The organism is Brevibacillus sp. YAE8 (assembly GCF_057543335.1).
Genome location: NZ_BAAIYG010000002.1, coordinates 352528 through 370393, shown reverse-complemented (window position 1 = coordinate 370393; position 17866 = coordinate 352528). Strand labels below are relative to the sequence as shown.

General features: G+C 51.0%; 14 protein-coding genes and 3 pseudogenes. 13 read left to right on the top strand and 4 right to left on the bottom strand.

The features are described from left to right. The first annotated feature begins 91 nt into the window (after positions 1-91). Together AC27IT_RS04610 and AC27IT_RS04605 are read left to right on the top strand one after the other, a co-directional pair. Entirely contained in the window at positions 92-847 is a 756-nt protein-coding gene (locus AC27IT_RS04610; protein WP_487091627.1) for a pyridoxal phosphate-dependent aminotransferase, read from the top strand. 136 nt (positions 848-983) lie between these two features. After that, complete coding sequence (locus AC27IT_RS04605) at positions 984-2057, top strand: branched-chain amino acid aminotransferase (RefSeq protein WP_487091626.1); 1074 nt, start codon at positions 984-986, stop codon at positions 2055-2057. A gap of 286 nt (positions 2058-2343) precedes the next feature. On the opposite strand, the pseudogene pdxR reads toward AC27IT_RS04605, so the two are convergent. Continuing rightward, positions 2344-3282: pseudogene (gene pdxR / locus AC27IT_RS04600) on the bottom strand (MocR-like pyridoxine biosynthesis transcription factor PdxR); the annotation flags it as partial. Positions 3283-3388: 106 nt separating this feature from the next. On the opposite strand from pdxR, the gene AC27IT_RS04595 reads away from it, so the two are divergent. From AC27IT_RS04595 to AC27IT_RS04585, 3 genes are all read left to right on the top strand, one after another. Continuing rightward, positions 3389-4018 carry an FMN-binding negative transcriptional regulator gene (locus AC27IT_RS04595; RefSeq protein ID WP_487091625.1) on the top strand — a complete coding sequence of 210 codons (630 nt, stop codon included), beginning with the start codon at positions 3389-3391 and terminating at the stop codon, positions 4016-4018. Between the two features lie 68 nt (positions 4019-4086). Further along, on the top strand, positions 4087-4716 hold the full coding sequence (locus AC27IT_RS04590) for a LysE family translocator (protein WP_025844174.1): 630 nt from the start codon (positions 4087-4089) through the stop codon (positions 4714-4716). A 70-nt stretch (positions 4717-4786) separates the two neighbouring features. Further along, positions 4787-5245 (top strand): B3/B4 domain-containing protein, encoded by a 459-nt coding sequence (locus AC27IT_RS04585; protein WP_283858914.1) that lies wholly within the window; start codon positions 4787-4789, stop codon positions 5243-5245. A gap of 185 nt (positions 5246-5430) precedes the next feature. Here AC27IT_RS04585 and AC27IT_RS04580 read toward each other — a convergent pair whose 3' ends face one another. Next, positions 5431-5577: a hypothetical protein gene (locus AC27IT_RS04580; RefSeq protein WP_487091624.1), complete on the bottom strand. Its 147-nt coding sequence runs from the start codon at positions 5575-5577 to the stop codon at positions 5431-5433. 259 nt (positions 5578-5836) lie between these two features. On the opposite strand from AC27IT_RS04580, the gene AC27IT_RS04575 reads away from it, so the two are divergent. Both AC27IT_RS04575 and AC27IT_RS04570 read left to right on the top strand, forming a co-directional pair. After that, positions 5837-6112, top strand: coding sequence for a hypothetical protein (locus tag AC27IT_RS04575; RefSeq protein ID WP_487091623.1), 276 nt, complete (start codon positions 5837-5839; stop codon positions 6110-6112). Then, positions 6064-6576 carry a hypothetical protein gene (locus tag AC27IT_RS04570; protein ID WP_487091622.1) on the top strand — a complete coding sequence of 171 codons (513 nt, stop codon included), beginning with the start codon at positions 6064-6066 and terminating at the stop codon, positions 6574-6576. Before AC27IT_RS04575 ends, AC27IT_RS04570 begins: the two co-directional genes overlap by 49 nt. Positions 6577-6820: 244 nt before the next feature. Here AC27IT_RS04570 and AC27IT_RS04565 read toward each other — a convergent pair whose 3' ends face one another. Beyond that, positions 6821-7339: a DUF3231 family protein gene (locus AC27IT_RS04565; protein WP_007783780.1), complete on the bottom strand. Its 519-nt coding sequence runs from the start codon at positions 7337-7339 to the stop codon at positions 6821-6823. A gap of 288 nt (positions 7340-7627) precedes the next feature. Between AC27IT_RS04565 and AC27IT_RS04560 the strand changes: the two genes are divergently transcribed. The 5 genes and pseudogenes from AC27IT_RS04560 to AC27IT_RS04540 all read left to right on the top strand — a co-directional run bounded on the left by AC27IT_RS04560 (position 7628) and on the right by AC27IT_RS04540 (position 14534). Then, the gene (locus AC27IT_RS04560) at positions 7628-9229 is read left to right on the top strand and encodes a glutathione ABC transporter substrate-binding protein (protein ID WP_007783785.1); all 1602 of its coding nucleotides are present in this window, start codon (positions 7628-7630) and stop codon (positions 9227-9229) included. A gap of 507 nt (positions 9230-9736) precedes the next feature. Continuing rightward, a pseudogene (locus tag AC27IT_RS04555) lies at positions 9737-11328 on the top strand (glutathione ABC transporter substrate-binding protein). A 64-nt stretch (positions 11329-11392) separates the two neighbouring features. Further along, positions 11393-11926 (top strand): annotated as a pseudogene (locus tag AC27IT_RS04550) (ABC transporter substrate-binding protein); the annotation flags it as partial. A 347-nt stretch (positions 11927-12273) separates the two neighbouring features. Beyond that, positions 12274-12897, top strand: a complete 624-nt coding sequence (locus tag AC27IT_RS04545) for an NUDIX hydrolase (protein WP_487091621.1) — start codon at positions 12274-12276, stop codon at positions 12895-12897. Positions 12898-13094: 197 nt separating this feature from the next. Continuing rightward, positions 13095-14534, top strand: coding sequence for an MDR family MFS transporter (locus AC27IT_RS04540; RefSeq protein WP_007783806.1), 1440 nt, complete (start codon positions 13095-13097; stop codon positions 14532-14534). A gap of 661 nt (positions 14535-15195) precedes the next feature. On the opposite strand, the gene AC27IT_RS04535 is transcribed toward AC27IT_RS04540, so the two are convergent. After that, complete coding sequence (locus tag AC27IT_RS04535) at positions 15196-15771, bottom strand: hypothetical protein (protein ID WP_152344113.1); 576 nt, start codon at positions 15769-15771, stop codon at positions 15196-15198. A gap of 526 nt (positions 15772-16297) precedes the next feature. Here AC27IT_RS04535 and AC27IT_RS04530 point away from each other — a divergent pair. Then, positions 16298-17548, top strand: a complete 1251-nt coding sequence (locus tag AC27IT_RS04530) for a GNAT family N-acetyltransferase (RefSeq protein WP_283858918.1) — start codon at positions 16298-16300, stop codon at positions 17546-17548. Positions 17549-17866 lie beyond the last annotated feature (318 nt).

The following is a 17866-nucleotide window of genomic DNA, read 5'->3' as shown; positions in this document are numbered from 1 at the left end:
AAATTAAGGATATGGTAGGTACATCATACCATCTTTGCAGAGAGAACCGGAAGCAGGGATGAGAAAGTATGTACGAGGAGGAGACAGGAAAATGACCATCGTTTTGCCGCATATCGAGCAGATGCCGGGCTACGCAGAAGGGGTGCAGCCGCTTCCCGAAGCGGGAGCGATTCGCCTGCATCTGAACGAAAGCCCGCATCCCCCTTCGCCACAGGTGCTAAAAGCTTTGCGCGAGATCACAGAAGAGCAACTGCGCCGCTACCCGGATTCCAGGTGCGAGGAATTGCGTGCCGAGCTGGCCGCCCAGTATGGCGTCAAGGTAGAGCAAACGTTTTGCTCCAACGGTTCCAGCGAGCTGATTTCGCTGCTGATGAAGGTGTTCGTCGGTCCCGAAGGAAAAGTCGCGATCCCCGCCCCTTCCTTTCCGCTCTATCATTCGGTGGCGGCTGGCTACCAGGCCACATGCATCAAAGTTGCGACCAGGGACGATTTTTCCATTGATGGGGAGGCGCTGCGTAAAAGCGGGGCGCAAGCCGTAGTGCTAGTCAACCCGAACGCGCCGACGGGACTGCTGCTTTCGCAAGCCGAGGTGATCCACTTGGTGGAAGGCATGGACGGGTTGGTTGTCATCGACGAAGCCTACATGGATTTTGCCGACTCGGATGAGAGTGTCATCTCGCTTATAGACCGCTATCCGAATTTGCTCGTTTTGCGCACGTTTTTCAAATCGTACGGGCTGTGCGGCGTTCGGGTAGGGTATGGCTTTGGCCATGAACGGCTGATTGCGGCTTTGGAAAAAGGCAAGGACGTGTACAATGTCGACGCCATCGCGCGCTTTGCCAGTTGACAGGGCAAGCAATCGGGTAGCCGCTTCCTGGCAAACAGAAAGTTACGCTGGCAATCGTTCGAAATAGTTGCTATTTTAAATATATAAGCTCAGTTTCAAAAAGGTAGAATTTCATAAACTAAGGGAGATGTAGAGGATGGAGTGTCAGTTAACCATTACCCGGACAGCACACAAAAAAGAGAAGCCAGGGCTCGATAAGCTGGGGTTCGGCGTACATTTTACCGATCACATGTTCACCATGGATTACACGGAAGGCAAAGGATGGCACGATCCACAAATCGTTCCGTATGCTCCCTTGTCACTCGATCCGGCGGCAATGGTCTTCCACTATGGACAAGCGATTTTTGAAGGACTGAAGGCATACCGCAACAAAGAAGGCAAAGTGCTTCTGTTCCGCCCGGATCAAAACTTCAAACGGATGAATCGCTCCCTGGAGCGGATGAGCATGCCACAAGTCGATGAGGAGTTCATGGTCGCCGCCCTGAAGCAGTTGGTGGCGCTGGAAAAAGAGTGGATTCCGGCAGAAAGCGGCATGTCGCTCTATATTCGTCCGTTCGTGATTGCGACAGAGCCATGTTTCGGCGTGCGTGCCTCGCACACGTACAAGCTGATTATCGTCCTGTCTCCCGTCGGCGCTTACTATGCCAATGGCATGGAGCCGGTCAAAATTTACGTGGAAAACAAATACGTCCGCGCAGTCAGAGGCGGTACGGGCAACGCAAAAGTAGCAGGGAACTACGCAGGCGCCTTGAAAGCACAGGCAGAAGCCAAGGAAAAAGGCTACGAGCAAGTGCTTTGGTTGGATGGCGTTGAAAATAAATACATCGAAGAAGTCGGCAGCATGAACGTGTTTTTCAAAGTAGGGGACGAAGTGTGGACCCCGGCGTTGAACGGCAGCATTTTGGAGGGGATCACCCGCGATTCGACCATCCAGTTGCTCCAAGACTGGGGCATTCCGGTTGTAGAAAAGCGCATTTCCGTCGAAGACTTGTATGAGGCGCACAAGAACGGACAACTGGAAGAAGCGTTCGGCACAGGGACGGCGGCGGTCATCTCTCCGGTTGGCGATCTGAACTGGAACGGCCATCACATGATTATCAACGGGGAGAAAACAGGTCCGTTGACGACCAGACTGTACGAAACGATGACTGGCATCCAGTACGGAGAGCGAGAAGACAAGTTTGGCTGGTCTGTAGAAGTAACGGAATAACACCAGGCAACACACGAAGAGGCACGGCTCTCTCGCTTGGGCGAAGAGGGGCGATGCCTCTTTTGCTTTGTGTTGAAAGTACTTCTCAATTCAGCGATTAAAAAATTGTGAATGAATAACTAGATTCACTGGCCCCGCTCTCAACTGGTGTGGGAGCAGGTCCTTTCAAATAGGGGAAGAGGGTTGAGAAGATAATAAAAAAGAGTAGCAGCAAGATGAATTTTATAAAATCCGGGAACCTTTGCATTTAGTTATTCCTCCTTTAGAGGTAGCCTTAACAAAGTTAGCTGATCCGGATGCCGGGGAGAAAGCACTTGGAGAAATTTCCAAGGTAAATCACCCGCGCGGAATCAATCGAGGCGAGCGCGGGAAATGGCTGCTGCGTATAGCGAAACTCACTGTCGTAATCGTCTTCGATAATATAGCCTTGAACGGTGTTTGCCCAATGGATCAGGGCATGCCGCTGTTGAATGGGCATGCTTACCCCGTACGGACTGTGATGGGACGGCGCGACGTAAATCAGGCGGGATTGCAACTGTTCCAGGTGCGAAAAATCAGCGCCTGTCTCGTAAACGGGCAACGTTTCAAGCGTAAAGCCGTTTAATTGGAATGCTTCCCTGGCGCCGTCGTAGCCAGGGTCCTCCACGATTATGCCGGAAAAGTCGCGTTTCAGGACGTGACCGAGATACACCAGCATTTGCTGGGTGCTGCTCCCGACAATGATCGCGTCCGGATCTGTTCTCACCCCGCGAGACTGGAGGATGTAGGCGGCGATTTGCTCGCGTAGGCAACGTTCGCCAAACGGCTCTCCGTACCGAAAGCTTTCCTTCGCCGTCAATACTTGATTGGCGATCCTCCTCCATGTTTTTAAAGGGAAGTGAGTTTGATCGACGACGTCTGAGCGAAAATCAATGCGAACAGGCGGTACCTGCTCGGATTGCCCGCGATAAGCGGAAGGGGGAGCCGCTTGAAACAAAACAGGCTCTACTTCATTGACAAAATAGCCTTTTCGCCCCTCTCCGCGAATATAACCTTCCGCCACAAGCTGTTCATAGGCCATCAATGTCGTATTGCGGCTTACATGCAAGGAGTCAGCAAGCTGGCGAATGGAAGGCAACTGCTCATCGGCCTTTATGTCGCCCTGCTCAATGAACGATTTGAATTTCTCGTAGATTTGTTTGTATTTCGGAGAGTTGCCTTTGAAGGTAAAAATCGTGTTTTTCATTTGCATTCCCTCTGACATGTATATTTGTTCATTATTGTATCTTTTTTCATGTCAGTTTGTATCCTATTGTTTTCTGTAACGGACAAGTATTTTTCCAGGAGAAAGGATGATAAGTGTGTACATTCCGAAGCTATACCGCATGGAGCGTGCGGAGGCGGTGCAAATGATGAAGTCGAACCCGTTTGCCTTGTTGGTTACCGTCGATGGACAACGCCCGTTGGCAACGCACATTCCGGTGGAAATTCGCGAAGAGGACGGGAAAATTTTTGCGACTGGGCATATCGCCTACGGAAACATGCAAAAGAAAACGCTGGCGGACAATCGCGATGTGCTGCTTGTTTTTCAAGGGCCGCACGCTTACATTTCGTCGAGCTGGTATAAAAGCGAATCGGTTCCCACCTGGGACTATCTCGCTGTACACGCGTACGGAACCGCCCGTATTCTCGCGGGGGATGAGCTGAAAACGGCTTTGGCTGGTATGCTCAGACATTATGAAGCGCACCGGGAAAACGGCCGGCTTTGGGAGACGTTTGCTCCAGAGCTGTTGGAGCGAGAAATGAAAGGAATCGTCGGTTTGGAGGTGGAAATCACCTCGCTCGAAGGGGTGGCGAAAATGAGCCAAAATCGCGATAACGTCGACTATCAATCCATTGTGACTGAGCTTGAAAAATCAGAGGAACAAAGAGATATTCAGGTCGCCAAGTGGTTGCGTGAGCAGCGGAAAGAGCTGTTTTAAGCATCTGCAGCATGATGACCGCTTGCGGCCAGGGCAAAACCGATGTAACTAAGAAGGAGTTGCCGTTTATGGAATTTTCAACAATTTGGCTGTTTGTCGTTGCTGCTGCTGCCTTGCTTATAATACCTGGACCTGCCGTGTTGTACATTATGGCCAGAAGCATCGAGCAAGGGAGGCAGGCGGGGCTGGTATCCGTGCTTGGCGTATCGCTTGGCGGCGCTGTTCACGTCTTGGCAGGCGCGGTTGGCATTTCTGCGATTTTGATGACATCCGCGACAGCATTTACGGTCGTGAAGTATTTGGGTGCGGCTTATTTGATCTATCTTGGGTGCAAGACTTTGTTTTCCGCATCAGACAACAAGGCTTCGGAAATAGCGCAAGCCCCGCAGAAAAAATGGCTCAAGATATTATGCGAATCCGCGCTCGTAGAAGTTATGAATCCGAAGACAGCCCTGTTCTTTTTGGCATTTTTTCCGCAGTTCATCTCGCCTTCTGCCGGATCGGTCAGCGGACAGTTTTTGCTTTTGGGCGCGATCTTTATTACGCTTGCCTTTGTTAGCGACGGCTTGTACGCCTTGCTTGCGGCGAGCATTCGCAAGCGGATGAACGCGAGTGCGAAGCTGCAGAACCGGGTGACGGGCTACGTCTATATTGTACTCGGCGTATTTTCCGCCTTTGCTAGCCCCGCGAAAACGTAGGATCGTTTGTGACACGACAAAAAGCGATTCGGTTTGAAACAATCAGTGCAAGGAAACGGAGAGATCAATGATGCCGAAATTTATCGTGGAAGATGATTTTTGGTCGTTATTCCCGCAGGCCAAAATTGGCACGGTGATTTGCCAGGGAATCGACAATGCCGTAAGGGACGTTGCATTTTACGAGAAGCTGTTGCGGGAGGCGGAGCAAGAAGCCCATGCATTTCTCGACCGGGAAGAGTTCAGCAGCAATCCGGTCATCCTCGTCTGGCGCGAAGCTTTTCAGAAATTCAAGACGAAAAAAGGGGCGCGCTGTTCCATTGAAGCTTTATTGAAACGAGTGAAAAACGGTCATTCCATCGGAACGATCAACCCGCTTGTTGACATTTACAATTCCATTTATGAAACAAGAAGTGACGCGTTTCATCTGGCGCTGAACGAACTGGCTGAATCCGTGTCGCGCAACCTGGGCGGCGCGGTGAAGGTGGAAGTACTGGACAGTCAGCATAAAGTGATGACGATTTTGGGGTAAGGACAAATAGCCTCACGATAGCAACAAACACTGCTACCGATAGCACAGCGCGATGCGAAAAAATAGTCGCGGCCTTGTGGTCACAGAACAAACAGAACCGAACAGAAGCACGACTCACTCGCGGCGACGATCGGGCGTGCTTCTTTTTACCGCGAAAACGGTTGGCAAGGCGAGCGAGCATTCATTTATTTTTCTTTGTCAGGCAGTTTTAGCAAGATAAACACTAAAGCCCAAAATATACCGGCTAGTAGTATATTGCTGCCTCCGCCAAAAAATAATCCGGTGAAAAAGCCCAAGCCGATTACGATGAATGTTTTTAATAATTTGGACATATTTCAATTCTCTTCCTTTTTTTGTTATCTTTTATATACAATAACACTGTAACAACAAATGTAAATGGAGGTAATGTTATGAAGTTTTTAGCATCCGCTCTTTGTGTCGGACTAGCAACTACATTAATATTAACTCAAGTGGGGAGTGAGAATGCAATAGCGAGGTGAGGAAATAAATCCCAAAGAGATCAAGGACTATACTAAGGCTGAACTCAAGATAAATCGCTCATCAGAAGATGAAGGAACTGCGCCAAAACTGATGGGGGTAGGAGTCTATGAACAAGGTGGTGCCAGACATGTTGATTATATATTTGACCAACTAGACGAAGTTCCTCTAGATGAGATTCGAGAAGAAATCCAAGAAAAAGTGGAACTGGCCGAACGTAAGAGGTTCAGTAATGCTATATCTTTAAAAGCTTCAGCAAGTTATGAGGATGATACTTATTCTGATTCTTACACATATAAAATAGAAATGAACTTGCGGGTGTGTATACTAGCAACGTTGATTATACAAGGCGTGGAATCTCAACGTTAAAAGGCAAGAAAGTCTCTGTTTGGGATGTAAAGTTTTTCAATCAAACCGATCCCAGAAATAATTACCAAACCCGCGAACTAGCAATGAGATATAGACATACTGGCAGTGATGCTAACGAACAGACAATTCGCTCATACGGTCCATTTACAACAGATACTGATTCTACTGCTTCTGTTGGGTTATCAGGTTTAGTTCCATCGGTAAGTTGGACATTTAACACGAAATCATCAAGCATAACTGATGAATCTAGCCTGTCTGATAATTACACGAAGTGGGTTGTCGACTTTGCGTTAGGAACGAGGACAGCAAAAAATAATTTTGTATATGAACCAGGTGTTCGTGTTACCAATAACGATGCAGCAATCGTTTTTAAACATAATCACTATATTAATTATTACAGAAATCTTAATTCTCAGGCAAAGCTCAACACGGGAACTATTGAATTAATATTAACCGATTTATAAGACAGACTGATCAAGTACGGAGTGAAGGGCAGGGCTATCAATGGTTGGGCGCTGCACAATCAAACAGAAAGAGGCACGGCTCACTCGCGGCGGCGACGTGGCCTTGCCTCTTTTTTTTGCACGAATAACTGTTGTAAAGCGAACGATGCTGGTCGGTCAAATGGCGCCGCCTCAAACATATCGCCCCCAGTGTATGGCGGCGGGACTGGGGGCGAAAGCATCGCGTTAGCAGACTGGCTAAAATCTAAACATGAGCAAGCTCAGGAGCTTGCGCATGAAGGGGCGGAGAGATTAGCCACCCTTTTTCCTTGAGAATGCGCAACAGTCGATAGCCAGACTGCGCTTTCGTCATGTGGAACTCCCCGAACATCATGCCGATATCTTCGCGGATGGACTGGCTCATGATCTGGCTGCACGTCAGCAAGCCGCCTGCGATATCCCGGGAGATGCCAAGCGCAATCTCTGAATCGTTCAGCCGTGCGCCAACGGGAATGCTGTTCGCATCGGCGACAGGCCGATCGGGAGGAGTGGGCGGCAAGCCGACGCCAGCCAATTTGAGCAAATCCTCCAGGCGCTCTATTTCTTTTTTCATCGTTTGCATGAGGTCTTCGAGGAAGTCTTTCAAATCCGTATCGCCAGCATGGTTCATCGCGGTTTGATAACCAGCCAGCAGCGCTTTAGTTGTCGCTAAATAAACCCAGACGCCAAATACTTCGCCATAGTGCATCGGCTCATTCTTTGGATTCCCACCAAAAATTCCCATGCGCGTCCTCCTTATGATCCTATGATCGCGGTCATCTGGCGGGGCCGCCTGCTTTTTCCCGCCTCCTGATAAGATGCTCCACGGACCAAAAATTCTTCATGGCAATTTTAGACACAGCGGCCTCCGCCATATTTTTTAGTAGAGATATTTTGAACAGTCAAAAAAGAACTGGTAAAGATAGTGAAAAAGATAGTAAAGATCGTGCAAAGATTAATAGTTCGAAAATTAGTAATATTTTGTTGCGTCACCATCTTTCCTTTTACCATCGAGACAAAGGGGGCATTTTCTGTGAAGAAAAAGCGTATGCTAGGTTCCATTTTTGTTCTGTCCGTTTTGCTTGCAACCGCTTTGGCAGGGTGTTCGGGCAGTCCGCAGTCGCAAACAGCTACGGGTAACGCCAATTCCGGCCAAGCTGCCAGCAGCACCGCACCAGCCACATCGGCAGCAGGTGGCGGCACGCTGGTCATCGCGCGCTTGTCTGATGCGAACAACCTCGATCCGCATTTCAGCACACAGATCAACTCCATGGCAGTGGTTCAGCACAAAATGTACGAGGGACTCGTGATGATGGATCGCAACAGCGAGTACAAGCCGCTTTTGGCCACCGAATGGAACCAGAAAGACGACGTCACATGGGAGTTTACCCTGCGGGATGGCGTGACCTTCCACGACGGTACGCCGTTTGATGCGGAAGCGGTGAAAAAGACGATCGAGCGCATTTTGGACAAAAACGAGCCGACCCCGAAGGCGAACATGTTCGGCATGATTAAGGAAGTCAAAGTCGTCGACCCGAAAAAAGTGGAAATCATTTTGCATTATCCGTTCGCGGGTCTGCTCTCCGTACTCGCCAGCGCCGAGGGCGGCATCATCAGCCCGAAAGCGATCGAGCAGTACGGCAAAGACTTGTCCAAGCACCCGGTTGGCACAGGGCCGTTCGTGTTCGAATCGTGGACGCCCGGCCAGGAAATCGTGATTGTCAAAAACGAAAACTACTGGGGAACGAAGCCGAAAGTCGACAAAGTCGTGTTCAAAACCATACCAGAGGATACTACCCGCGTCGCCATGGTCGAGACAGGCGAAGCCCATGTCGCCGAGCAGCTTCCGGTCACCGAGCTGGAGCGGGTCCAAAACTCTCCGAACATGTCGCTCGGCCGCTTCGAGTCGTTCGCCGTGGATCACATCGGAATGAACGTCAAGAAAAAGCCGTTTGACGACGTCCGCGTGCGTCAGGCGATTGCCCATGCGATCGACAAGGAAGCGATCATTCAAGGCGTGTACAATAACGTAGGCAAAGCCGCCAATTCTTCGCTCGGCCCGAAAGTGATCGGATACAGCCCGGACATCAAGGCGCCGGAATACGACCTGAACAAGGCCAAGCAACTGCTCACCGAAGCAGGGTACGGCAACGGCTTCAAGGCGACGATCTATCTCAATGACAACAAGGCGCGGATCAATGTCGCGGAGGTGCTGCAATCCCAGTTGAAAGGCATCGGGATCGACCTGCAAATTCAGGTGATGGAGTTCGGCGCGTACCTGGAGCTGGCGGCAAAAGGCGAAGCGCAAATGTTCATCAGCGGCTGGGGCAACGCGACAGGCGACGGCGACTACAACCAGTACAACCTGTTCCACAGCACGTCCGCAGGCGTTCCGGGCAACCATTCCTTTTACAGCAATCCGAAAGTCGATGCGCTGATCGAAGCGGCTCGCAAGGAAAAAGATCCGGAAAAACGCAAGCAAATATACGCCGAGGCGCAACAGATCGAGATGGACGAGGTGCCGCTTCTGCCATACCGCAGCAGCGAAAACCTCGCCGCCATCGCGAAAAACGTGCAGGGCGTCTACATCAGCCCGTCCGGCTATATCGAGGTAAACGATGTGACGATCCAATAGATGTAGCGCAAGCTCTCTCCCGCGAGACAGGAGAGAGCTCTTTCTATGTCAGGCTCAGGCGAATTTTTGTCAGGGAGAGACGAGCAGCAAAATCGAGCGGACAAACACGATCGCGATTATGGCAGTTAATCCGAAAAGCGCATAGGCTTTTCTCCGATTTTGGTTCCAGGCTAAAAAGCTTACAGACCCGCTGTAAACGAGCATGCTTGTCAGCGCCAGAATAGGGAAAAATGCCGTAGAGCTAATCAGCGACAAGATAAGGAAGATAGTAATCGCCCACTCTAAGACTTTCATCCAGGTAGGGAGGTCTTGCACGAGCTTCACCCCTCGTTTCTGTATCTATTTTCCAGTTCCACTATATGGAAAAACTGAAAAAGAGTAAAGATAGTGAAAATACAAGTAAACAGAGTGAAAAAATAAAGCCTGAACAGTAGGTAAAATGAAACGTGCGCGAATGATCGAAAAATTCAACTGCATCCGGCGCAAACAAAAGAGGGGGACATCTACATGAAAAAGACGCGCTTTTTCCAGACGCTGATTGCCATGACCGTTGCCGTATCCGCAGCGCTGGCAGGCTGCTCGCAGGCTCCAGCGCCAGAAGCGGGGGCAAATGCCAATTCGTCCGGGCAAACCGCAGCACCGGCGAAGGAGGCAAGGCAGGAGGCACGCTGGTCATCGCCCGCCTGTCCGACGCGAACAATCTGGACCCGCATTTTCTTACCCAAATCAACTCAGCCGCCATCATTCATCACAAAGTTTACGAGGGTCTGGTCCGCATGAACAAAGAAAGCAAGTACGTCGGCTCCCTGGCATCCGAATGGAAGCAGCTCGATGACGTGACATGGGAGTTCAAGCTGCGCACAGGCGTCACCTTCCACGACGGCACGCCGTTCAATGCGGAAGCTGTGAAAAAGACGATCGCCCGCGTGCAGGACCCGGCCGTCGGCTCCAACCGCGCCAATCTGTTCGAAGCGATCAAGGAAGTCAAAGTCGTCGATGACAACACGGTTCAGTTCATCCTCCACTACCCGTACGCACCGCTTTTGTCCGTGCTCGCCAGCGCAGAAGGCGGCATCCTTTCGCCAAAGGCAATCAAGCAGTACGGCAAAGATTTGACCAAGCATCCAACCGGAACCGGGCCGTACAAATTCGAATCGTGGACGCCCGGCCAGGAAGTCGTCCTCGTGAAAAACGAGAACTACTGGGGCGACAAGCCGAAGCTGGACAAGGTCGTCTTCAAGACCGTCCCGGAAGACACCACGCGCCTCGCGATGGTCGAGACAGGCGAAGCGCAGGTCGCGGAACAGTTGCCTGTCACCGAAGTAGACCGCGTGCAAAACTCGCAAAACATGACGCTCGGTCGCTACGCCGCGTTTTCCAGCGAGCACATCGGCATCAACACGAAGAAAAAGCCGTTTGATGATGTGCGCGTCCGCCAGGCAATCGCACTCGCCGTCGACAAGCCAACGATCATCCAAGGTGTGTACAACGACGTCGGAACCGTCGCCCATTCCTCCATCTCGCCTGCCATGGTCGGCTACAGCCCGAACGTGAAAGACCTCGGCTACGATCTGGAAAAAGCGAAGCAGCTTCTCGCGGACGCAGGCTATGCCAACGGCTTCAAGGCAACGGTGTATCTCAATGACAACAAGGCGCGAATCAACGTGGCCGAAGTGCTGCAGCAACAGCTCAAGCAAATCAACGTCGACCTGGATGTAAAAGTGCTGGAGTTCGGCGCCTACATCGACGCGGCGAGCAAAGGCGAGACAGACTTGTTTATCAGCGGCTGGGGCAACGCAACAGGCGACGCTGACTACAACCAGTACAACCTGTTCCACACAAACTCTCACGGCGCTCCGGGCAACCACTCCTTCTACAGCAATCCGGAAGTCGACAAGCTGATCGAAGACGGCCGCAAAGAGAAAGACGAAGAAAAACGCAAACAAATTTACGAAAAAGCACAGCAGCTCGAAATGGATGAGGTCGCGGTGATCCCTTACCGTTTCGCCGAAAACCTGGCAGCAATCGAAAAAGGCGTGGAGGGCGTCTGGATCAGCCCGGCCGGCCACATTGAAGTTGACGACATCACGCTGCCGTAACCACACACACCACACCGATTTACCGCAAGCGAAAAAAGAGACGAGTCGCAGCATAGCCAAGCCCTTCAAACCGATGCTCGCCACCGAATGGAAGCAGCTCGACGATGTGACGTGGGAGTTCAAGCTGCGCCAGGGAGTCGTTTTTCACGATGGGACACCGTTTGACGCAGAAGCCGTGAAAGCGACGTTTGCCCGCGTCCTCGACCCGCAGGTAGGCTCGCCGCGCGCCGCCCAGTTTCAAATGATTCAGAAAGTGAAGGCAGTCGACGAGCATACGGTGCAAATCAAGCTCGCTTATCCGTACTCGCCACTGCTGTCCATCCTCGCCAACCACGAAGGCAGCATCATCAGCCCGAAAGCGATCGAGCAGTACGGAAAAGAGTTGAGCAAGCATCCGGTCGGCACGGGGCCGTTCGTGTTCGAATCGTGGACGCCCGGACAGGAAATCGTACTCGTGCGCAATGACAACTACTGGGGCGAAAAGGTAAAATACGCAAAGGCCATCTTCAAGGTAGTCCCGGAAGACACGACGCGGATCGCCATGGTCGAGACGGGCGAAGCCCATGTCGCGGAGCCGCTGCCCGTTACCGAGATCGAGCTGAAGGAAGTTCCGGTCATTCCGATCCGCACCATCGACCACGTGTCGGTCACGGCCAAGGACGTCAAAGCTTCTGGCTGAGCCCGGTCGGGTACCCGATGCTGGACGAAGTGACGATTCAATAACGAATGGCAAATTACGACAGAGCAAAAGGGATGGCGCAACAGCGCTGTCCCTTTCTTCGTCACCGGGAGGAAAGTACGGGCTGCACAGTCCGGGAGCCCCGTTCGCCTCGCGCAAGTCCCCTGTCGAATGGAGAGATTCGCCAACAACCCAGTAGCCAGCGTCCCTTCCAACTGGTAAGGTGGTAGAGACAACGAAACCGACGCACGAATGAGGTGGAGAGAGTGAAGGAAGAGCTTCTGGATATTTTTGACGGTGCGGGTAACCACATCGGGGTGGAGGCGCGCAGCGACGTACACCGTCTCGGCTACTGGCATCAAACGTTTCACTGCTGGATTTACCGGATTCATGCTGGACAGGTAGAACTTCTGTTCCAGAAAAGACATCCGCAAAAAGATACGTGTCCCGATCTGCTCGACATTACTTCGGCAGGTCATTTGCTCGCCGCAGAGCAGTCTTGTGACGGGGTGCGCGAATTGCAGGAGGAGCTTGGGCTGGCCGTGCCATTTGAGCAGTTGCGCGAGATCGGCGTGATTTCCGATGTGATGACTTCGCCAGGGATTATCGACAAGGAGCTGTGCCACGTGTTCGCCATCGCCTGCGACCAGCCGCTGCACGAGTATCGCTTGCAGGCCGATGAGGTCACCGGGCTTTTCTGGGTGAAGCTTCACGAGTTGGAGCAACTGTTTGCGGGCCAACTGCCGCATGTCGAGGCGCAAGGGTTTTTGACCGACGAGGCAGGGCACCGCTGCAAAGCAAATGTACAAGTGGACGAGAGCGCTTTTGTTCCCCATGAAACGCATTATTACGAAGCGGTGTTTCGCGCCATCAAAAGCTGGAACGAGTAGCAAAAGGAACGGCGCCGCCCGCAAAGCGCCGCGCCCTTTTCCGGCTTCCTGTCTGGCGATGGAGACGGTTGCTGGCCGCTTTTTGCAAAGTGTTTGAACGCCTTTTTTGTTTCGTAGGTAAGCAATGTTTTGTGTTATACTATGACAACGCTTTTCGGCGAATCGAGCTCGTGTGTAGATAGAGAGAGGAGATCGAGATGAGAGTAAAGATTATGGTCGCGCTGATGCTCTCGACCTTCCTGGCCGCCATGGAAGGGACGATTGTGAGTACAGCCGTGCCGCGCATTACCAGCGATTTGTCAGGATTCGAGCTAGTGAGCTGGGTGTACGCCATCTACATGCTGGCGACGGCCGTGTCTGCGCCTATTTACGGAAAGCTCGCTGACTTGTTCGGACGCAAAAATGTGCTGTTGATCGGGATCGGCATCTTTTTGCTCGGCTCCACGCTATGCGGCGTGGCGATGACGATGGGCCAACTGATCGTCTTCCGGGCGATCCAGGGCTTGGGTGCTGGCGCCGTAATGCCGATTACGATGACGATCATCGGCGACTTGTACACGGAACAGACGGCGAGAGCGAAGGCTCAGGGCTGGATCAGCGCTGTCTGGGGGCTGTCGGGCGTCGCAGGGCCGCTGGTCGGTGGCTTTTTGGTTGATACGCTTTCCTGGCGTTATATCTTTTTTCTGAATTTGCCATTCGGACTCGTGTCCTTTTTCATGCTGGTCTGGTTTTACCGCGAGAAGCTGCTGGCCAAAGCGAAGCGCCATATCGACTACCCGGGGGCGCTGATCTTCACCGTGGGCACGATCGCGCTTCTGTACGCGCTGTTGACGGGCAGCCAGCATCAGTCCTGGACCAGTCCGGTGACGATTTCCTTGATCGTCTTTGCGGCAGTGACCTATCTGGTGTTCGTTTCGGTGGAAAAGAAATCGCCGGAGCCGCTGATTCCGCTCTCGCTGTTGACGAACCGCAATGTCACGATGATTAACATGCTCACCTTCCTCACCAACGGCATCGTCATCAGCATGGTCGTCTACTTGCCGATCTGGAGCCAGGGAGTGCTGGGCGAAAGCGCGACGATGGCGGGCTTCGTCCTGACGCCGATGCCGGTCTGCTGGACGATTGGCTCGGTGCTTTCCGGCAACTTGCTGGGCAAGCTGCGCGCCGAGCAGTTGATTACGGGCGGGACCGCCATTTTGACCGTTGCCGCCACGCTGCTGACCATCCTGTCCTCGCACTCGGCCGGCTATTTGATTTACGTGGCCGTAGGCTTGATCGGCCTCGGCATGGGCCTGATTAGCCCGATCGTGATGGTCAAAATCCAGGCGTCGGTCCCCGTGGACAAACGCGGCACAGCCGTCGCGCTCAACACGTTCACAGGGACCTTCAGCCAAACGTTCGGGGCGGCCGTTTTCGGCATGCTGTTCAACCTGATGACGGTAGCAGGGGGGCATGCGAACCTGGGAGCTTCCTTTGAAACAGGCTCCCTCCCTGCCGGAGAGCTGGCAGCGATCCGCGACGTGCTTGCCTCCGGCGTTCACGTCGTCTTCACAGGCGCCCTTGTGATTGCCGTAGGCTGCTTCCTGCTGTCGCTTTTGATCGCCAGAAGCCAAAAGCAGCAAGCACAGAGCCAATAGCCGTATAAGGGATATCAGCAGCTAATGAGCTCCTGACATCAAATAAAGCCGGTTTTCACCAAACCTTATGGTGTAACCGGCTTTATGTTTAACGGCAGGAGTGATTTTAATGGGGCAAGACTTTTCCGATCAAAGTGATACTCACTACGGGATTGAATAGAGGGGCAAACAATCGCACGCTGGATTAATCCTGTGCGGAGGTTTTCCCATTTCTCCATGTTCTTCGAATAGATATGGTCTTTACTCCGTTATGCTAAGAAGTACGAATATAATTAAAAAAACCGATCAATACGATCATGCTCAAAATAATCAAACCTGCATATCCAACATACAGTAATAATTTCTGGGGAGTTTTGTTCATTATCATCAACACCTTTTCAAAAGTTTCCAGGTACTTACTTATATACCGCGATGTGTGTTTTTTCAAGTGTATAATTCGCTGAATATTCATTCGAATTAACGGGAGTAGCTAGAAAAGGAAGCTAATTAGACTGACGGTACATAACTGGTCCTGATTCCGGAAGTTATATCGCAGAGGTACCATGCTCAAGCCGTATAATTAAATCTTATTGATTAACTGACAGCGCAATGTCAAATTCGTTTTAAAATTAGATAATAATATTCAAAAACACCAAAAAGCTTTGGTGTTTTTGAATATTGCTTATTTAAAGTCGACGAAAACTTTATCAAGGAATACGCCAGGGGTACTGCCGTTATAATAGTAAGTTTTATCGAATCCAAAGTTTGCAGCCATATTAGCGTTTGAATCAGAAGATGCAGACAAACGTATAAATGCGTGATAGCGATGCCCGCCTTCTAATACAGCTAAAACAGATTTTGTTGGAAATGATCCTTCATAATTTCTAACAGTCTGTGACCCTGTTAGAGTAGCACTATCAAGTTCAACTTCTCCAATGATAGCCCCTGTTGTTAAGTCCTTAACAGCACCGACTATTTTATATTGAGAAGTGCCTGATCCTAACATTGCACCATATCTTCTACCATAAAATGAAATATACGCTGTTTTAGATCCGGATCCTTGCGGTGTAAACTCTGGGCCAACCCACGTCTGAACTTCGGCATACCCTAAACCAGAGGTAGTTCCCCAGCCAAGTAACTTTCCGCCACTTGAAGTTGTTGTGTAGTAATTACCACCTGCAGTACCGTTATATTGGGTTCTTTTTGTGAAACTTCCTGAAGTTGTATAATATAGGGTGCTATCGACCCCTAATGTCATACCTGATCCACCTGGATCATTGCCTTTTATGCGTATTCGATTCGCTAACCAAGAATTATAGTCGTTCCAAAAGTTCTCGTCTAGATTTGGTTGAACTATTTTCTTTCCTTCGTCAGCGGCAAATGTCGGAGAAATTGAAGTAGCTAAAGACAGCGTAAGAGAAAGTGCAGCAACAAACCCCTCCTGCATATTTTTGGATGATATAGAATATATTTTATATATTAAAGGAGATTTAATGAAAAAATGTCTAAATATGTAAAATTGTAAAGTTTTTATATTCTGAACATTATTTCTTTAATTGATTTAATGGATGAATTCATCTAATTAATGAATGCGTTACTCTCTTTAGCTGCATAATCTAGGCGTCGGCCGCCCGGTCGGCGCTTTTTGCGGTAGACAGCCAAAGGTGGCTGAATAGGGAGTTTTCCAAAATATCCAAAAATATGTTGCCATGCCCCACTATGATTCTATAAAATTTTTTTAGACGGAAGTTCATTCGAGCGTGTACAGACAGGAGTGTGTGACGATGGACGAGATTCGCCCTGTTTCTCGAAACGATATTGACGAGGTAGTCAGAATAGCCGCCATGGCCTATCCGGGAAGCAACCTCCTGGGGACGGAAAGCAGACAGCAGTTCGCAGAACGCGTCAAAAGCACGCTGGAAAATGACCCGAATGTCAGCTATCACGGGTGCTATCGGGATGGTCGGCTCGTAGGGATCATGAAGTGGTACGACCTTTCCATGTATGTGTACGGCATCCCGCTGCTGACGGGGGGAATCGGTACGGTGGCCGTGGACCTGCTGCACAAAAAGGAAAAGGTCGCAAAAGCGATGCTGCATGGATTCCTCTCGGCTTATCGGGAGCGGGGGATTCCGATCGTCTCGCTCTATCCGTTTCGTGTCGATTTTTACAAGCAGATGGGCTTTGGCGCAGGCAGCAAAATCCATCAATACAAATTCAAGCCGGCGAGCCTGCCCTATACAGGCAAGGAACAGATCGTGTACTTAAAAAAAGAAGACAAGGAGCAGGTGCTGGCCTGCTACCAGCGCGTTGCCCGGCAGACGCACGGGATGATCCGGCGGACGGAGCGGGATATCGACAGCCTCTTGAACGTGCCGGAAAAAGTCGTGGTCGGCGTCCAGAAAGAAGGCAAGCTGACAGGCTATATCGCCTTCCAATTTGAAAGCGCTCACGCGGAAAACAAGATTTACAACAACCTCGTGGTCAAGGAGCTTTTGTACGAGTCGCGCGAATCGCTGGCCCAGCTCCTTTCGTTCCTGCACAGTCAGGCAGACCAAATCCAGCGGATCGTCTTGACGACGCCTGACGAAGATTTTCACCTGCTCTTGTCTGACCCGGGAAATGGCACCGACAGGCTTTTGCCCAGCGTCTACCATGAGAGCCATGTCTCGGGAGTCGGGCTGATGTACCGGGTGATTGACGTGCCGGGCTTTTTCCGCCAGCTCGCCGAGCATCGCTTTGGCGCAGAGACAATAAGCTTGCGCCTGACCGTGCGCGATTCGTTCCTGCCGGAAAACGAAGGGACGTGGCTGGTGCAGTTCCAGCACGGACAGGCTCATGTCGCCCGCGATGGACAAGCCGACGTGTCGGTCGAACTGGACATTTCCGATTTCTCCTCGCTCGTGATGGGGGTTGTCCGTTTCAGCAAGTTGTACGAGTACGGAATGGTCGAGCTGGACGATACAGCTTTCTTGCCGCAGTTGGATCGGCTCTTTTCCTCCGCGCAGAAGCCGCAGAGTATGACCGCTTTTTAATTTTGGAATTGTCATTATTTTGCCACGAATGGTAATCTTATTTTGCTCCTCCCCATATCTTGGTAACAAATGGGGAGGGGGCGGAACTTATGATTTATTTTACCATGGTCATCTTTTTTGCTTTTTTGCTGGTTGTCTGGTTTGTGATAAAGCTCCTCTTTCGATTGGAAAAGCGCGACTCGATCGAGTATGACCAAAGAGAGCTGTGGGAACAATTTGGCACAAAGTTGCAGGAAATACGGCACAAGAAGCAGAAAAAATAAGCGAGGCGTCAGCTATAACGACGCTTGTTTTTCTTTTGCGGCATAAGCGCTTCCA